Origin of the sequence: Streptomyces sp. GESEQ-35 (genome assembly GCF_017948485.1) — a bacterium.
In the GTDB taxonomy this organism is placed as follows: domain Bacteria; phylum Actinomycetota; class Actinomycetes; order Streptomycetales; family Streptomycetaceae; genus Streptomyces.
The window spans coordinates 1-16,338 of the sequence record NZ_JAFFSX010000021.1 but is presented as its reverse complement, the minus strand read 5'-3'; the positions used below and the strand labels follow the sequence as shown (position 1 = coordinate 16,338).

Annotated in this window: 14 protein-coding genes and 2 pseudogenes; 13 read left to right on the top strand and 3 right to left on the bottom strand. The window is 70.1% G+C overall.

Annotated features, from left to right (window positions below; genetic code table 11):
* The first annotated feature begins 30 nt into the window (after positions 1-30).
* Genes KCH87_RS32460 through catC form a run of 4 tightly spaced genes read left to right on the top strand, consistent with a single transcriptional unit; the run spans position 31 to position 3,550 of the window.
* Positions 31-1,266 (top strand): amidase, encoded by a 1,236-nt coding sequence (locus KCH87_RS32460; RefSeq protein WP_210590599.1) that lies wholly within the window; start codon positions 31-33, stop codon positions 1,264-1,266.
* Positions 1,263-2,366, top strand: coding sequence for a mandelate racemase/muconate lactonizing enzyme family protein (locus KCH87_RS32455; protein ID WP_210590596.1), 1,104 nt, complete (start codon positions 1,263-1,265; stop codon positions 2,364-2,366). The genes KCH87_RS32460 and KCH87_RS32455 overlap by 4 nt, the downstream gene beginning before the upstream one ends.
* Before the next feature lie 35 nt (positions 2,367-2,401).
* Positions 2,402-3,259, top strand: a complete 858-nt coding sequence (gene catA / locus KCH87_RS32450) for a catechol 1,2-dioxygenase (RefSeq protein WP_210590594.1) — start codon at positions 2,402-2,404, stop codon at positions 3,257-3,259.
* 12 nt (positions 3,260-3,271) lie between these two features.
* Positions 3,272-3,550 carry a muconolactone Delta-isomerase gene (catC, locus tag KCH87_RS32445; protein WP_210590591.1) on the top strand — a complete coding sequence of 93 codons (279 nt, stop codon included), beginning with the start codon at positions 3,272-3,274 and terminating at the stop codon, positions 3,548-3,550.
* 37 nt (positions 3,551-3,587) lie between these two features.
* On the opposite strand, the gene KCH87_RS32440 is transcribed toward catC, so the two are convergent.
* Positions 3,588-6,989 carry a BTAD domain-containing putative transcriptional regulator gene (locus tag KCH87_RS32440; protein ID WP_247197163.1) on the bottom strand — a complete coding sequence of 1,134 codons (3,402 nt, stop codon included), beginning with the start codon at positions 6,987-6,989 and terminating at the stop codon, positions 3,588-3,590.
* Positions 6,990-7,106: 117 nt separating this feature from the next.
* Between KCH87_RS32440 and KCH87_RS32435 the strand changes: the two genes are divergently transcribed.
* The 3 genes from KCH87_RS32435 to KCH87_RS32425 are packed head-to-tail and all read left to right on the top strand — an operon-like array spanning position 7,107 to position 9,561.
* Complete coding sequence (locus tag KCH87_RS32435) at positions 7,107-7,763, top strand: hemerythrin domain-containing protein (RefSeq protein WP_308298972.1); 657 nt, start codon at positions 7,107-7,109, stop codon at positions 7,761-7,763.
* Entirely contained in the window at positions 7,763-9,304 is a 1,542-nt protein-coding gene (locus KCH87_RS32430) for an FAD-dependent monooxygenase (RefSeq protein WP_210590587.1), read from the top strand. Before KCH87_RS32435 ends, KCH87_RS32430 begins: the two co-directional genes overlap by 1 nt.
* Positions 9,301-9,561 (top strand): hypothetical protein, encoded by a 261-nt coding sequence (locus KCH87_RS32425; protein ID WP_210590585.1) that lies wholly within the window; start codon positions 9,301-9,303, stop codon positions 9,559-9,561. The genes KCH87_RS32430 and KCH87_RS32425 overlap by 4 nt, the downstream gene beginning before the upstream one ends.
* 704 nt (positions 9,562-10,265) lie before the next feature.
* Here the strand turns inward: KCH87_RS32425 and KCH87_RS32420 are convergent.
* Positions 10,266-10,529: a hypothetical protein gene (locus KCH87_RS32420; RefSeq protein ID WP_308298971.1), complete on the bottom strand. Its 264-nt coding sequence runs from the start codon at positions 10,527-10,529 to the stop codon at positions 10,266-10,268.
* A gap of 360 nt (positions 10,530-10,889) precedes the next feature.
* On the opposite strand from KCH87_RS32420, the gene KCH87_RS32415 reads away from it, so the two are divergent.
* On the top strand, positions 10,890-11,546 hold the full coding sequence (locus KCH87_RS32415; protein WP_210590582.1) for a TetR/AcrR family transcriptional regulator: 657 nt from the start codon (positions 10,890-10,892) through the stop codon (positions 11,544-11,546).
* Positions 11,522-12,208: a hypothetical protein gene (locus tag KCH87_RS32410; RefSeq protein WP_210590579.1), complete on the top strand. Its 687-nt coding sequence runs from the start codon at positions 11,522-11,524 to the stop codon at positions 12,206-12,208. Before KCH87_RS32415 ends, KCH87_RS32410 begins: the two co-directional genes overlap by 25 nt.
* Before the next feature lie 126 nt (positions 12,209-12,334).
* On the opposite strand, the pseudogene KCH87_RS50820 reads toward KCH87_RS32410, so the two are convergent.
* Positions 12,335-12,724 (bottom strand): annotated as a pseudogene (locus KCH87_RS50820) (hypothetical protein); the annotation flags it as partial.
* 133 nt (positions 12,725-12,857) lie between these two features.
* On the opposite strand from KCH87_RS50820, the gene KCH87_RS32400 reads away from it, so the two are divergent.
* The 4 genes and pseudogenes from KCH87_RS32400 to KCH87_RS49465 form a co-directional block, all read left to right on the top strand.
* Positions 12,858-13,964: a hydroxyneurosporene dehydrogenase gene (locus KCH87_RS32400; RefSeq protein ID WP_210590574.1), complete on the top strand. Its 1,107-nt coding sequence runs from the start codon at positions 12,858-12,860 to the stop codon at positions 13,962-13,964.
* Between the two features lie 49 nt (positions 13,965-14,013).
* A complete protein-coding gene (locus tag KCH87_RS32395; protein ID WP_210590572.1) occupies positions 14,014-14,649 on the top strand; it encodes a TetR/AcrR family transcriptional regulator in 636 nt (211 codons plus the stop codon).
* A gap of 515 nt (positions 14,650-15,164) precedes the next feature.
* Positions 15,165-16,169 (top strand): sugar ABC transporter substrate-binding protein, encoded by a 1,005-nt coding sequence (locus KCH87_RS32390; RefSeq protein WP_210590570.1) that lies wholly within the window; start codon positions 15,165-15,167, stop codon positions 16,167-16,169.
* A pseudogene (locus KCH87_RS49465) lies at positions 16,169-16,338 on the top strand (ABC transporter permease); the annotation flags it as partial. The gene KCH87_RS32390 and the pseudogene KCH87_RS49465, both read left to right, overlap by 1 nt.

The window sequence follows — 16,338 nt, the reverse complement described above, 5'->3', positions numbered from 1 at the left end:
GGAACACCCCTACTTCGAAAGCAGGTTGACGTGCGTTCACTGACCTCCGCCGCGCACGACCCGCGCGAAGCGGTCGACAGCGCTCTGCGGCGCCTGGACGAGACCGAGCCGGACATCCGTGCCTGGGTCCTCGTCGACGCGGAGGGTGCGCGCGAGGCGGCCGGGCGCGGCACGGACGGGCCGCTGCGGGGTGTGCCGGTCGGCGTCAAGGACATCATCGACGTCGCCGGGCTGCCCACCGAGTGCGGCTCCCCGCTGCGGCGAGGGCGGATCGCCACGTCCGACGCCTGGCTGGTGGACCGGCTGCGCCGGGCGGGCGCCGTACCGCTGGGCAAGACGGTCACCACCGAGTTCGCGTACTTCCAGCCGGGCCCGACCCGCAATCCGCACAACCTCGCCCATACTCCGGGCGGTTCCTCCAGTGGGTCCGCGGCGGCGGTCGCGGCGGGCGTGGTGCCGTTGGCGCTGGGCTCGCAGACGGCGGGTTCGCTGACCCGGCCGGCGTCCTTCTGCGGTGTCGCCGGTTACGTCGCCCCGGTCGGCGCCTGGTCGACGCGGGGGTTCACCGGACTCAGCCCGAGCCTGGACGCGCCGGGGCTGATCACCGCCGGGGTCACCGAACTGGCCGCCGCGGTCGAGGCCGTCGACGGCACCCAGGCCGAAGTCCCGGACAGGATCAGGGTGTTTGTCTGGCCCGGCACTGAACTGGCCGACATCGACCCGGCGATGCTCGACGCGCTGGACCGCGCCGCCAGGGCCCTGACGGCAGCCGACGCCGAGACCAACGACTTGGGCAGCCAGATCCGGACGCCCGAACTCGCCGAAACCCACGCCACCGTCATGGCGTACGAGGCCGCGCGTTCCCTGGCCGCCGAGGCGGAGCACCCGGAGTCGCTGAGTAGGCCCCTGCGCGAACTGCTGGAGCGCGGCCACCGGACCCCCGAGGGCGAGTACCTCACGGCGCAGGACACCGCCCGAACCGCTCGTGTCCGCGTCCTTGACCTACTCACCCAGGTCGACGTGATCCTCGCTCCGGCCGCCCCGGGCCCCGCCCCGCACGGGCTGGACGCCACCGGCACCCCCGTACTCAGCCGCCCCTGGCAGCTGCTCGGCCTGCCCGTCGTCACCGTCCCGGGCCACCGCGACCCGCACGGCATGCCGCTCGGCCTCCAACTCATCGGCCACCCCGACCGTGTGGCCCGCCTGCTCGGCATCGCCCAGCACACGGAGGCGATCGTCCAGGAGACCGCCGGGGGCACCCGATGAAGATCACCGCGATCGAGACGATCCCGTACTCGATCCCGTATGCGAAACCCCTGCGCTTCGCGAGCGGTGAGGTGCACAGCGCCGAGCACGTGCTCGTCCGGGTCCACACCGACGAAGGGCTGGTCGGAGTGGCCGACGCGCCACCCCGCCCCTTCACCTACGGCGAGACACAGCAGTCCGTGATCGCCGTCATCGAGAAGATCTTCGCCCCGCAGGTCACCGGCATGGACGTGTTCGCACGCGAGCAGGTACACGCCCGGCTGCACCGAACCGTCGGCAACCCGGCCGCCAAGTCGGCTATAGACATGGCCCTTTGGGACATCGTCGGCCAGGCCCTTGGCCAACCTGTCACCCAACTCCTCGGCGGCTACACCGACCGGATGCGCGTATCGCACATGCTCGGCTTCGATGCCCCGGAGCGGATGGCCGCCGAAGCCGAGCGAATCCGCGACACGTACGGCATCACCACCTTCAAGGTGAAGGTCGGTCGGCGGCCCATCACGCTCGACCTCGATGTGTGCCGGGCGCTCCGCGAAACTCTCGGTGACGAGGCCGAGTTGTACGTCGACGGCAACCGCGGCTGGACCCCCTCGGAGTCCGCCGCCGCCCTGCGCGCACTCGAACCCGTCGGCATCACACTCGCCGAGGAACTGTGCCCCGCCGACGACGTGCTGGGACGCCGATGGCTCGTACGGCAGAGTCCCGTGCCCTTCGTCGCGGACGAGTCCGCCACCACGCCCGCGGAGGTGACCCGCTCTCTGCTGGACGGCGCGGCCACCGCGATCAGCGTCAAGACCGCCCGCACCGGCTTCACCCAGTCCCAGCGCGTGCTTTTCCAGTGCGAGGGGATGGGCGCCGAGGTGGTGATGGGCAACCAGATCGACGGCCAGTTGGGCACGGTGTGCACGGTCGCTTTCGGCGCCGCGTACGCCGCCGCCTCCCGCCGCGCCGGCGAACTCTCCAACTTCCTGGACATGAGCGACGACCTGCTCACCGAACCGGTCACGATCACCGACGGCACGCTCGCCGTACGGGACCTGCCCGGTCTGGGCGTCGCGATCGACCCGGACAAACTCACCCGATACCGCCAGGACCGCTGAACCGCATGTCCCCACCGGCAAAGGAGCCGCACACCATGTCCGACACCACCCTGAAAGCCACGGCCGCCGCATCCGGCGCTTCGGCCACCGAACGCTTCCGCACCGACAAGACCACCGCGTCCGGCCAGGCCGTCACCGACACCGAGCGCGTCAACATCCTCGCCACGGAGATGATCGCCGCCGTTCACGACGTCATCCGCCGACACCAGGTGACGTACGAGGAGTACAACGCCCTCAAGTCGTGGCTGATCTCCGTGGGAGAGGACGGCGAATGGCCGCTCTTCCTGGACGTGTGGATCGAGCACGTCGTCGAGGAGGTCGCGGGCGCCGACCGCAAGGGAAGCAAGGGAACCATCGAAGGGCCGTACTACGTGCCGGGCGCTCCCGCCCTCCCCAGCGTCAGCACCCTGCCGATGCGCGAGGACGAGTCCGGCACCCCGCTCCTCTTCCAGGGCCGCATCACGGGGGTCTCGGGCGAGCCCCTGCCCGGCGCGCTGCTGGAGATTTGGCAGGCCGACGACGACGGGCTGTACGCGCAGTTCGCACCCGGCATCGCCCAGTGGAACCTGCGCGGTGCCGTCGAAGCCGACGACTCGGGGCGCTTCGCGGTCCGCACCATCCAGCCCGCCCCCTACCAGATCCCCACCGACGGATCCTGCGGCAAGCTCATCGCCGCCGCCGGCTGGCACGCCTGGCGCCCGGCCCATCTGCACCTGAAGGTCTCCGCGCCCGGCCACGAGACGCTCACCGCCCAGCTGTACTTCCGCGGCGGCGAACACGTCGAGGACGACGTGGCCTCCGCCGTCAAGCCGGAACTCGTCATCGACCCGCAGCCGACGGGCAACGGCGGCAACCAGGTCACCTACGACCTCGTCCTCGATCCCGCTTCCTGACCGGAGACCGTCATGCTCTTCGCCGTCCACATGACCGTGAACCTGCCACCCGATCTCGACCCGGCGCTCCGGGCGTCGACCGTCGCCGCCGAGAAGGAGTACGCACAGAAGCTCCAACACGCGGGCGAATGGCTGCACTTGTGGCGCTGTGCCGGTCAGTACTCCAACCTCAGCGTCTTCGACGTCATCGACAACGACCGGCTCAACGAACTCCTGTGGGGCCTACCCCTCTTCCCGTACATGGACGTCACCGTGACCCCGCTGGCCCAGCACCCGTCTGCCATCCGCTGACCCCCTCCACTGAAGATCACAGCCATGGGCGCCTGGGTCATGTGATGACCGCGTTGCGCATGGCGGCCAGCGCGGTACGGGATTGAGCGGCCCAGCGGGTGGCGTGCCAGTGGTCGGCGATGGCGACCGCCCGGGTGAAGTGCTCGGCCGCCTGCTCGTGGCGGCCCAGCAGGACAGCGAGTTCGCCGAGAGTGTGGGCGGCGGGGGGCATGACGACGGCGAAGTTGGCCATGCCGGCGGGCGGGGAATCGCGGTAGGGCAGGAGGGACGCGTACAGAGCTTCCGCGCTCTCGCGGTCGTCCAGGTCGATGACGGCCTGGGCGCGGAAGGTGGAGAAGACCGGGAAAAGGAGAGGGTGGGAGAGCGGGACGGAATCCGCGAGGAGGGCTCGGGCCTCGTCGTGGCGACCCGCCGCCGTCAGCGCGGCGCCGAGAATGTCCACCGACATGGGGTGGCGGGCCTGCGACAACTGATCCGTATCCGGGGCGAGTTCGGCGAGACGGCCGCGGGTGGCCAGCACGCTGGCCCTGGACTGGAGTGTCATGGTGCCGACGTGCAGCGAGGCTTGGCGCCGCATGGTGTCGACGGCCTCGGCGTAGCGGCGCTCGGCGTCGTCGAGGCGGCCCTCCAGGTGCGCGAAGGCGGCGAGCGCGCACTGGCTGACGGCGAGTGCCTCGGGCAGTCGGTAGGCGTGTGCCAGTTCCAGGGACTCGGTGACGAGACGTCGGGCGTCGGCGGCCTGATGTCGTCGGGCCGCCACCCTGGCCAGGTTGAACAGCCCGGCCCAGTGGAAGGCGGGCACATGGTGCGCGACTCCCAGCGCGATGAGTTCCTCGGAATACCGGGTGACCTGATCCTGGTCACCGTCGATCAGCTCCCTGATGAGGGACGCTGCCGTGAGCGCACGCAGGCGCGGATCATCGAGCTCCCTGGCCAGTTTGTCCGCTTCCCAGGCCGCGTCGAGCGAGCCACGACTGTTCTCACCCGAGACCTCCTCGACGTAGATGATCAGCAGCCGGCACCGGACGGCGGGCGGCAGACCGGGACGGTCGAGGAGCCGGGCCAGGTGGCTGACGATCCGTTCGTCCACGACGTCGAAGGGACGCGTCTGCCAGAGCGTCGGCTCGGTCCAGGCGGTGAACGCGGCGATCAGCAGGTCGTCGCGCCGTGCGCGTTCCGCGACCGCGACCGCGGCGGACCGGGTGGCGCGGGCAGCGGGGACGGCACCTGCTCTGACTTGGGCGCGCAGCAGGGTCCCCAGCAGTTCGATCCGCTCGTTGTCCTGGTCGGAGTGCTCGGCGGGCGGTATCCGGTCGAAGCACTCCAGGGCCTGGGTGAGCAGTTCTACGGCAGTGTCGTGCGCGTACCGGGCGCCTGCGAGTTCAGCGGCCCGCACGCAGTAACGGACGGCCTTGGCGGCCGTCGCCGCGGTCGCCGCCCGGCTGCGGTGGTGGGCGAGCGCGGAGACGTCCTGTGGGTGGAGTCGTTCCAGCGAGTCCGCGAGCCTCGCATGCATCCGGGTCCGGCGCACCTGGCTGAGGTCGGTGGCGACCGTGTCGCGGACCAGCGCGTGGACGAACCGCACCTGGCCCGGAGCGGGTTCGGTCAGCAGCCCGGAGATGATCCCTGCGTCCAGAGCGTCAAGGACCGCGGCCTCATCCGTCTCGGCGGCGCCGATCAGCACGTCCACATCGGTGCTCTGTCCGGCGACGGCGGCGAGGCGCAGTACCGCCACCGCCGACGGCGGTAGCCGAGCTAGCCTGCGCCGCAGTACGTCCCGTACCCCCTCCGGTACCTCGGAGATGGCCACCAGCGTGCCTTCGCTGCGCAGCAGGCGGGCGCTCTCGCGCAGGTAGAACGGGTTGCCGCCGGTGCGTTCGGTGAGCGCGGCCACCGTCGCGGTGCCGACGGCGGTCTCCGACACGGCGTCGACCAGCCGTGCGGCGGCGGGCTCGGTGAGTCCGGGCAGCGACAGCCGTAGCGGTGCCTGCCGGGCGAGGAGAGCGAGGGCGTCGGCGAGCGGCCCGTCGATCTCGTCCGGTCGAAAGGCCGCCACGACGAGGATCGGCCGGCCGGCGGGGTCGTCAGCGGCGGCGGTGAGCACGGCGAGGGTCTCGGCGTCGGCCCAGTGCAGGTCGTCGAGGATGATGGCGAGTGGCCGGCCGCGGGCCGTCTCACCGAGCCAGGACCAGACGGCGCGGTGGAGGCGGAAGCGTCCCGCCGCAGGGTCGGTCGAAGCGGTGTCGGTGGTCGAGTCGGAGAGCAGCGGGGCCAGGATCCCGGTGGCTTCCGGCGGCGGTGGTGCGAGGGCGGCCACCGTGTGCAGTGCCTCGGACCATGCCCAGGCGGGCGGGGTGCCCTCGGACTCGGGGCAGCGCCCTGCCGTGACCAGCCAGCCGTCGCGTTCGAGCTGCGTACCGAGCTGGGACAGCAGCGCGGACTTGCCCATGCCGGCCTCGCCCGTGACCAGGGCGATGCGCAGCCCGTGGTGCGCCACCTCGGCCGCGGTCGTGGCGAGTTGGGCGAGTTCCCCTTCCCTGCCGACGAAGTGGTCGGCGGCTGCGGGAGCCCAGGGCAGTGCGGCGGGGGGCGGGGCAGCCAGTGCCGGACCTGGCCGCGGGGCCGGGGTCGTAGGGCCGACCGCCGGACCACGGGTGGCGTCGTCCAGTACCGCGCCGCGCTGGTTCAGGATCGCGTCCTCAAGGCCGGCGAGCGCGGGCCCGGGGTCGAGTCCGAGGTCGTCAGCGAGGACGGACCGAGCCCTGCGCAGTGCGTTCAGGGCGTCGGCCTGGCGTCCCTCGCTCCACAGCGAGAGCGCGAAGAGCCGCCATCCCTCCTCCCGCAACGGCCGCTCGGCGGTGAGCCGTTCGGCCTCCGACCTTGCTTCGACTACGTCCCCGGTGCGGAGCGCCGCCGTGGCTCTCAGTTCTCGCGCGGTGAACCGCAGCTCCTCCAGGCGGCCGACCTCTGCCGCCGCCCAGGGCTCGTCGGCGACCTCCGCGAACGCCGGTCCACGCCACAGCGCGAGCGCCTCGTCCAGCAGCGACCGGGCCGGTGCCGGACCCTGGGCCATCGTCGCGCGCGCCTCCCGGAGCAGCCGCTCGAACCGCGAAGCGTCCACCGCGTCCTCCGGCAGCCGCAACGCGTATCCGGGTGCGGCGCTGACCAGCAGCTTCGGGCGGACGCGCGGGGCACGCCCGGCTTCCAGCAGCTTGCGCAGGTTGGAGATGTAGGACTGAAGGGTCTTGAGCGCCTGAGCCGGTGGCTCCCCGCCCCACAGGTCCTCGATCAGCCGGTCCACCGAGACGACCTGGCCGCGGGCCACCACCAGCAGGGCCAGTAGTGCACGCTGACGCGGGCCGCCGAGAGCGATCGGTATGTCGTTCGTCTCGGCATCGAGTGAGCCGAGCACCCGGATCCACAGCATGGTGCGCCACATCCTACGGTTCCAGACGCGCTTGGATCATCTTCCAGCCGGCTTCCAAGACCGTTCGCCGACGCTCTAGTCACTGGGCCCCACCGAGAGCGGGCCCGCCGCCCACCAGGAGTGTGTGCCGTGACGGCCGATGTATCCGCCCCCATCGACACCCATGAGATGGTCGTCGTCCACCGGATGTTCCGCCGCGAGTCGCGGCTGCTGGCTGAACTGATCGCCGCGTGCGAGCCCGGCGACCGGGCCCGGTGCCGGGTGTTGGTCGACCATCTGCGCGACTACTGCGTCGCCGTACACGTCCACCACAGCGCCGAGGACGAACTCCTCTGGCCGAAGCTGCTGGCCCGCCTCGACCAGGAGGCCGATGTCGTGCTGCGGATGGAGGCCGCGCATGAGCACATCTCCAGCAGCCTCGACCAGGTCACCGCCGCCGCCGACGCGTGGGAGGCCACACCCGGCGAGAGCGAACGGGACGCTCTCGTGGCGGCCCTCGTCGACCAGCGGGCGGTTCTCGTCGCGCACCTCGACGACGAGGAGGCCGCTCTGCTGCCGCTCGCCGCCCGGCATCTGACGTTGGCCGAATGGGAGGCCCAGGGAGAGCACGTCGCCACCCACACACCCAAAGCCAAAATGCTGCGGTTCTTCGGAATGGCGCTGGAGGATGCCACCCCGGCCGAGCGACAGCAGATGCTCAGCCACATGCCAGGCCCGGCCCGCGTCCTCTGGTACGCCATCGGCCGTGCCCAGTACGCCCGTTACGTTCGCAAGGTGCGCGGCTGATGCCGCCCCGTGAGACCCAAAGTGAGGACCACCGCCCGAACGGCGAAGAGGTCATCGTGGTCGGCGCCGGACCGGTGGGGCTGTTGCTGGCCCGTGAACTCCGGTTGGCCGGCGTCTCGGTGGTGGTCCTGGAGCGCACGGTGGAGCGCGCCCCGCACTCCAAGGCACTGGGGATCCACCCCAGGACGATCGAGGTCCTGGCGATGCGCGGCCTCGCGGACCAGTTTCTCGCCGGCGGCGTGAAGGTGCCGGCCTGGCACTTCGCGATGCTGGACAACCGCCTGGACTTCCGCGCCCTCCCCACCCCGTTCCCCTTCATGCTCGCCCATCCGCAGGTGCGCACCGAGGAGCTTCTGGAGGCGGACGCCGTCGAGTTGGGCGTTCGCGTCCTGCGCGGCCACACGGTGACCGGCCTCACCGAGGACGCGGACGGCTCCTCGGTGACCGTCGAGGTCACCGGCCAGGACGGCGTCCGGTACACGCGGAGCGCGCAGTTCGTCGTCGGCTGCGACGGAGCCGGCAGCACCGTACGCAAGGCGGCGGGCATCGACTTCCCCGGTACGGACACCACCATCGTCGGCTTCCTCGGGGACGTTCACCTCGATGCCCCGCCCAGCGAGATGGGCCTCGCCTGGCACAGCGTGCACGGCACCCTGGCCGTCGCACCGGCGCCCGGTGGCCTCTTCCGCGTGATGGGATACGACGCCGCTCACAAGGATCCGGCGGACGAACTGACGCTGGATCAGCTGCGGGAGACCGCGATCCGGCTGGCCGGCAGCGACTTCGGCATGCGGGATCCGGGCTATCTCTCACGGTTCGGCAACGCCACGCGGCAGGCCGCAACATACCGCGAGGGCCGAGTACTGCTCGCCGGAGACGCCGCGCACATGGCCTTCCCGGCAGGCGGTGTCGGACTCAACGTCGGCCTCCAGGACGCCATGAACCTCGGCTGGAAGCTCGCCGCCGTGGTACAGCACCGCGCGACGCCGGACCTGCTGGACAGCTACCAGAGCGAGCGCCACCCGGTGGGCGGCGCTCTGGCCGAGCACACCCTCGCGCAGACCCTGCTCATGACCACCACCTCGCCGGAGGGCGGGGCGCTGCGCTCGCTGCTGAGCGGCCTGATCGCCTCCCAACCGGGCTTCTCCCTGGGACTCGCGATGAAGCTGTCCGCTCTCGATGTCGGCTATCCCGCGGCGGACCCGCGCGCTCACCCCCTCACCGGAGCCCGGGCGCCCGACCTCGGCAGCGTGGAGGACGCCTGTTCACTGTTCTCCGGTGTGCTGCGACAAGGCCGCCCCGTCCTGCTGGACTTCTCCGGCGGTGGCCTTCGTACGGCGGCGAAGCAGGCCGCGTCGCTCGGCATCCCGATCCGTGCCGGCCGCCTCGCACCGCACAGCGACCCGGCGTGGTCGGCCGTCGGGGCTGCGCTCCTTCGCCCCGACGGGCATGTGTGGTGGGCCGCGGACATGTCCGTGGACCTCGATGCCGAGGCATTGCACGCCCTCCAAGGGCTCGGATATGAGGCGGTGTTGTCATGAGTGACGTGATCAGCTGGTCCGATGACGTCGACGACGTGGTGAAGGGTGACCTCACCGCGGCCGTCTCCTACCTCACACCGGCCGGCGGCGCAGTGGTCACCGCCGTCTCACCGCTCGGCCTCGGGCAACGGGACCTGGGCACGCTCGGGTTCACCACCTCCCTGGCCTTCGGCCGGAAGCTGGAGCGGATCGTCCGCGACCCCCGCGGGGAGCGCCGCGCCCTCTGGGCGGACCTGCCCGCGGACCGCCGGCCCTGACCTGCGCCAACGCCGCCATCGGAGGCGACGACCCGCTACCCGTCGCAGCCGTGCACCGTTCCGCAGCGGCCGCCGAACGCCGCCGGCTCACGCGCTGCCGACCCCCGCCCATGCCGCGGCTGCACGCGCTGTGGCCAGCTGCGCCTCAGTACCCGTTCTTCTCTTCCCGCTCGCCGTCGCCACGGCCGTCACCTTGACCCTGGCCATGCGAGCCACCGATCCCCCGTCCCACCTGGTGCACCGTGAGCTCGCCAGCCGCACCTCTGCGTGACCGCTCGTCCTGTCCGGTTCACGGCGTGTGGCCGGCTGCCCCGAACGCCAAGCGGCCACCGGACACGTCCGGTCCTTCCTTGCCGGAGGTTCTTCGCCCTTCCTGCGGCGGTACGGGATGCCAAGTCCGGTGCCCTGGTAACCAATCGCAGCACGACCTGTTGAGGTTTTGACTCAAGTCCCCCTCGGGCACGCTGCCGTGGTACTGCCCGGCCCGGCGGGGCTACGCGGTGGCCAAGGTGAACTGCTCCCAGGTGCCGATGGTCGTGCGGTTGGCGATCAGCAGGGACGTCCCGGTGTTGTCCGCGTGACCGAGCCGACACCGCGCCGGGTGCCGGAGAGCACCGGCCGGGTGAGACGGGTGACGGTGAGGTCGATCGCCCCTTGAGCACCCTCCCGCCGTCACCGGTGAGCCGCAGTTAGCAGTCCGAGAATCAGGCGGTGCCGCCCTCGTCCAGGGCCAGCATGCCGCCGCCGCTCGGTGACCAGGCTTGGGATTCGGCGGTCTTGGCGATCTGGTTGCCTTCGTTGTACTCGTCGTACATCAAGATGTAGATGCCCTGCACCCCGGCCCGCACCAGGTTGTAGAACTGCCGCCACATTAGGTCGCCGTGCGCGGCGCAGTCGGCAACGTCGGGCACGGTCACCACGCTGTAGAAGTTGTCGGCGTCGCTGACATTGCCGATCCGGCCGGCCACCCCGAACCTTGCGCAGCATGTCGGTCATCTGGTCGCGGGCCTTCTGCGCGACCGGTACCCGGCACAGCTGTTCTGGGTGTCGGGCGAGAACCTGCATCGTCCCGAACGACGCAGCGGACCGGGGAAGTTGTTGATCTCGTTGCCGGAGAGGTCTCGGCCGCGCCTGCGAAGCCCATGAGCAGCGCCGTCGCGACGGCGACGGCGAAACCCTCGGTACCTCACGTGGTCGCATGGCAGGCGCATCGAGGGGTGACCCCTCGGTACGCGAGCCGCAGCAGGCGGAGCCCGTGGAACCTTGATTACCGGTACATGTGTACCGTAAGTTAGCAGTACATCTGTACGGATAGACAGGGAGCGGCAATGCAGAAGGTGACCGACGGACGCCTCGCGCGCGGCGAGGCCCGGAGGGAACTGCTGCTCGACGCGGCGGTGGGCATCGTCGGCGAGCAGGGCCTGGGCGCGCTCACCCACCGTGCGGTCGCCGCCTCGGCGGCCGTGTCGCTCGCTTCGGTCACCTACCACTACCCGTCGGCCGATGACCTCCGCCAGGCGACGTTCGAGCACGCAGGCTCGCGCATCGGCCTTGAGTTCCTGGAGCTCGTCACCCGCGCCGCCGAGGAGCCCGACGCCCTCCCGGACATCTGCGGCGACTTCACGGCGCGTCTCGTCACCCAGCGGCGGATCGACACCATCGCCGTCTTCGAGATGATCCTCGCGGCCGGTCACGACTCCGAACTCGAGCCGGTCAAGCGACTTCTCGAACTGCGCCTCGCCCGCCTCCTGGCCCCTTACGTCGGCTCGGACGAGGCCGCGTTCACCGTGACCGCCGCGCTGCAGGGCCTCGTACTCACAGCCCTCTCCCCCGACCGGGCACGTGACCCCGGTCGACTGCGGGACGCGGTGAGTGATCTCATCCGCCGCTACCGCGCCATCCCCGCTCCGGGCGGGCCGGTCCCCCCGCATGTCGCCGCACCCACCGCAGGAGAAGCCCTATGGAACCGTTCCTCTCCGCGCTGAGCGGCCTCGCCTGGACGATCGTCTACATAGCCGCGATCCGGATCGGTTTCCGCCAGCGGACCTACGCGATACCCCTGGCCGCGCTGGCCCTCAACTTCGCCTGGGAGACCACGTACACGGCGCACGACCTCATGGGCACGATGTCGTTCCAGGGCTACGTGAACCTCGTCTGGGCCCTGGCCGACCTCGTCATCGTGTACACCTTCTTCGCCTTCGGCCGCGCCGAGTTCCCGCGCTTCGTGACCCGGCCGATGTTCGCCCTCTGGAGCACCCTGGTCTTCGGCGCCTCGTACGCGGTGCAGTGGCTGTTCCTCGCGGAGTTCGGCGAACACGATGCCGCCCGCTACTCGGCCTTCCTGCAGAACCTGCTGATGTCGGCCCTGTTCATCGCGATGCTCGTCGCGCGCCGTGGCTTGCGTGGACAGACCCTCACGATCGCCGTCGCGAAGTGGCTCGGCACCCTCGCCCCCACCATCCTGATCGGCGTACTCGACGGAGAGCCGTTCATTCTCGGCATCGGCATCCTGTGCAGTGTCTTCGACCTCGTCTACATCGGCCTTGTGCTACGACTCAGGGCCCACCCCGACGCGCTCTCCGACGTCGGCGAGTCACCTGCGCCGGCCTCGGCGTGGCTCCCGGCCCAACGGGTCACCCCGCCCTGACGCCCCGCCGTCGCACGACCCCGCGGTGCCGACCGAGCCACCGCTCTTCCAGCAGCGCGAGGATGGCGTACCGATTTCTGTCATGCCGATACAGGCGAGGGCCCTCCTCCAGTCATGAGCGAGGTTTCACACCGCGGGTACGAAAGACCCGACGGCCGCCGGGACCGGGCCGCGGTCGTGCGTGCCGCGCAGTCCGGTGGCGAGCGGGCTCTCGACGACCTGGTGGCCGCGTACCTCCTCGTGATCAACAACATCGTGGGACGCGCGCTGGATGCTCCTACCGACGCCGCCGAACGCCAGCGCGTTCACGGCGACTTCATGTGGCGGCAGCTCTACAACGTGGTCCGCGTCGGTGCGCAGGGCATCACGCCTGCCTTGAAGCCGACCACCTGGCCGGTGACGGGCAGGGTGGGCCATGCGGCCGCCGTCGCCGATGAGGCGCAGGCAGTAGTCCGAGGAGCAGGCGGTGCCGTCCTCGTCGAGCGCCAGGATGCCGGAGTCGGTGGGTACGGTCGCCTGGGTCTGCTCGGGATGTGTGTCGCCTCCCCGACTTGCATTAATGGTCAGCTGCCCATTAATGGAAAGGGGGGCGACCAGAACCCGTAGTCGACGAGCACGACGCACGTCGACCGATCGTGAGGCGCAGATCATGCCCCGTACCGAACCGTGCCGTATGGCCGACCGGACCGCCGACTACCAGCGCCTCGGCCTCGCCAAGGGCGAAATCGCGGAGTGGGAGGACGGCTTCCGCTCCGCCCCGGGCGAGCCCGGGACCTTCGAGTGGTGGTACTCCGACTTCGTCCTCGACGACGGCTCCACACTCGTGATCAACTTCATGGCCAAGGACTTCCGCAGCCCCAAGGGCGTCAACCAGCCCGCCGCCCCGCTCGTCACCTTCGAACTCGACCGGTCCGACGGCACCCACATCGAGCGCACCTCGAAGCCGCACCCCGACGACTTCGACTTCGCCACCGACCGGTGCGACCTGCGGATCGCGACGAACACCTTCGCCGGTGACCTCCACACCTACCGCATTCACGTCGACCTCGACGGCGTCACCGCGGACGTCACCCTCACCGGGCAGGTCCCCGCCTGGCGCCCGGAGACCGGGCACATCCTCTTCGGTGACGGGGACGCGCAGAAGTACTTCGCCTGGCTGCCCTCCGTACCATCGGGCGCCGCGGAAGCGACACTGACCGTCGACGGCGTCACCGAGACCCGTACCGGGACCGGCTACCACGACCACAACTGGGGCGACGCCGAGATGGCCCGCCTCATGCACCACTGGTACTGGATGCGCGCCGAAGTCGGCGCCTACACGGTCATCGCCTCCTACATCACCGCGGAGAAGAAGTTCGGCTTCGCCGAGGTGCCGATCTTCGTCCTCGCCAAGGACGGCAAGATCCTCGCCGACGAGGGCTCGCTGTTGCACTTCACCAAGAGCGACGAGCAGATCGACCCGGTCACCGGCAAACCCGTCGCCAACACCGTCGTCTACGACTACGACGCGACCGCCACCGGCGGCGACCGCTACCGCGTCACCTTCCGCCGCCAGTCCACCATCGTCCAGGACCCCATGATCGAAGCCCTCAAGGGCCCCAAGCGCCTGCTCGCCACGGTCGCCGGATTCGACGGCGCCTACCTGCGCTTCACCGGCCAGGTCAGCGTCGAACACCTCACCCCCGGCGCGGATCCCGAGCGCCTGGACGCACCCGCCCTGTGGGAACTCATGTACTTCGGCAAGAACCCGTCCTGAAGCCGCGGGCGACGGCGGCGTCCGCAACGAGAGGGAACAGCGCCCAACCATGGACCAGAACGTCCGCCGACGCGGCCGGCCGGCCAAAGACACTGACCCCGCACCGGCCGAAGAGGTACTCCAGGCGGCACTGCAAGCGTTCGCCACCCACGGCTTCAACGGAGTCTCGCTACGCACCCTCACCAGCGAACTCGGTGTCAGCCACAACCTGCTCCACCAGAGGTTCGGCTCCAAGCAAGCCCTCTGGCAGGCCGCCGCCGACTGGGGCTTCGGCCTCCTGGTCTCCGAACTCCTCTCCGCCGACGACGAGTCGGCGCCACCGAAGGCCCGCCTCCGCACCTTCGTGCGCGCCTTCGTCCGCTTCTCGGCCCACCACCCCGAACTCCTGCGCCTGATGAACATCGAAGGCGCACAGCCCGGCGAGCGCCTCGACTACATCACCGACACCTACACCGCCCCCGTCGTCGCGCGCTTCCTGGCGGTCCGCGACGACCTCGTACTCCGCGGTGAGATCCGTCCGGTCCCCCCAGAAGTCATCTTCTACATGATCACCTCCGGCGGCGCGATGTACGCCGGCCGCGCCCAGACCGAACGCCTCTTCACCCCCGCACCACTGGCTCCCGAAGCCATCGACGCATACGCCGACACCGTCGCCGACTTCGTCATGAACGCGCTGCGCCCCTGAGGCCGGCGATGTGCAGGGCGGGTGTCACTTCGAGGGGCCGGGTTGTAGAGGATCTGCCAGCAGACCGTGGCTGCGGGGCTCCAGACGGTGGCGCGCGGCCTTCGACACCTTCGCGTCGCGGCTCGGCCCCGCTGAGCCCTGACCTGCGTGGACCATACGCCAGGGCAGCTTTCCGCTCAGTACGTGAAAGCATGGGTTCCGGCCCGTGGGCGGCGCGGGTTCCGTTTCACGGCTCACCGCTGCCACTTTGTTGGTACGTCCTGACAAACCTGTTGACATCCCTGCGTAGCGGCTCCATAGTCTCACCAACTAGAGCGCGCTACTAAAGCGCTCCAGTCGCTATCCAGGTGGCCCATACCTACGGCCGCCGCAGAAAACGCGCCGCTATACACGGCGTATACACACCTTTTGCGCGCCGCGTCGCCACTCGGTGATCGTTCATCGGCCGCCGACATCGGGCGCGCTTCCGCCCACCACAGACTCCACCCTGACAAGCACAGCGAGGTGCAAGGGACATGCGCAGAAACCACCGAGCCGCAATTTTCACCGCCACCGTTCTCACCGGGACCCTGCTCGCCGCCGGCTGTTCCAGCAGCTCGGGCGGCAAGAAGTCCGAGGAAGGAGGTGCGGACGCCTCGGCAGGCAAGGCCACCACCCCGCGTATGACGGTGGCCATGGTCACCCACGCCTCCCCCGGCGACACGTTCTGGGACCTGGTCCGCAAGGGCGCCCAGGCCGCGGCGGCCAAGGACAACATCAAGCTCGTCTACTCCAGCGACCCCAGCGCCGGAAACCAGGCCAACCTCGTCCAGAACGCGATCGACCAGAAGGTCGACGGCATCGCCCTCACCGCCGCCAAGCCGGACGCCATGAAGGACGTCGTGGCCAAGGCAAAGGCAGCCGGCATCCCGGTCGTCGGCTTCAACTCCGGTGTCAACGACTGGAAGAAGCTCGGCATGCTGGAGTACTTCGGACAGGACGAGAGCATCGCCGGCCAGGCATTCGGCGAACGCCTGAACCAGCTGGGCGCCAAGCACGCCCTCTGCGTCATCCAGGAACAGGGACAGGTCGCCCTGGAGGCCCGCTGCGCCGGCCTGAAGAAGGGCTTCAGCGGCAAGACCGACACCCTCTACGTCAACGGCACCGACATGCCGTCCGTGAAGTCGACGATCACCGCCAAGCTCAGCCAGGACTCCTCCATCGACCAGGTGGTCACCCTCGGCGCTCCGATCGCGCTGACGGGGATCCAGTCGTTGTCCGACTCCGGCAGCAAGGCCAAGCTCGCCACCTTCGACCTCAACAAGGACCTGGTGCAGGCCGTCCAAGACGGAAAGGTCGAGTTCGCCGTCGACCAGCAGCCTTACCTACAGGGCTACTTGGCGGTCGACTCGCTGTGGCTCTACAAGACCAACGGCAACTTCAGCGGTGGCAGCACAGCGCCCGTCCTCACCGGACCGGCCTTCATTGACAAGACCAATGTCGACGCAGTCGCCGAGTTCGCCGCGAAGGGCACCCGGTGATGAGCATGACCCAGCATGCCGAGCCGGCGGTGACCACACCGCCGGCCCCCGGCCCCGGCAAGGAAACCGACGGGCGGACCGCGGAACGTCCCCTGGCGCTGCGGCTGTTGGCCCGCCCTGAGATCGGTGTCTTCCTGGGCGCCGTCGCGGTGTGGGTGTTCTTCCTGGC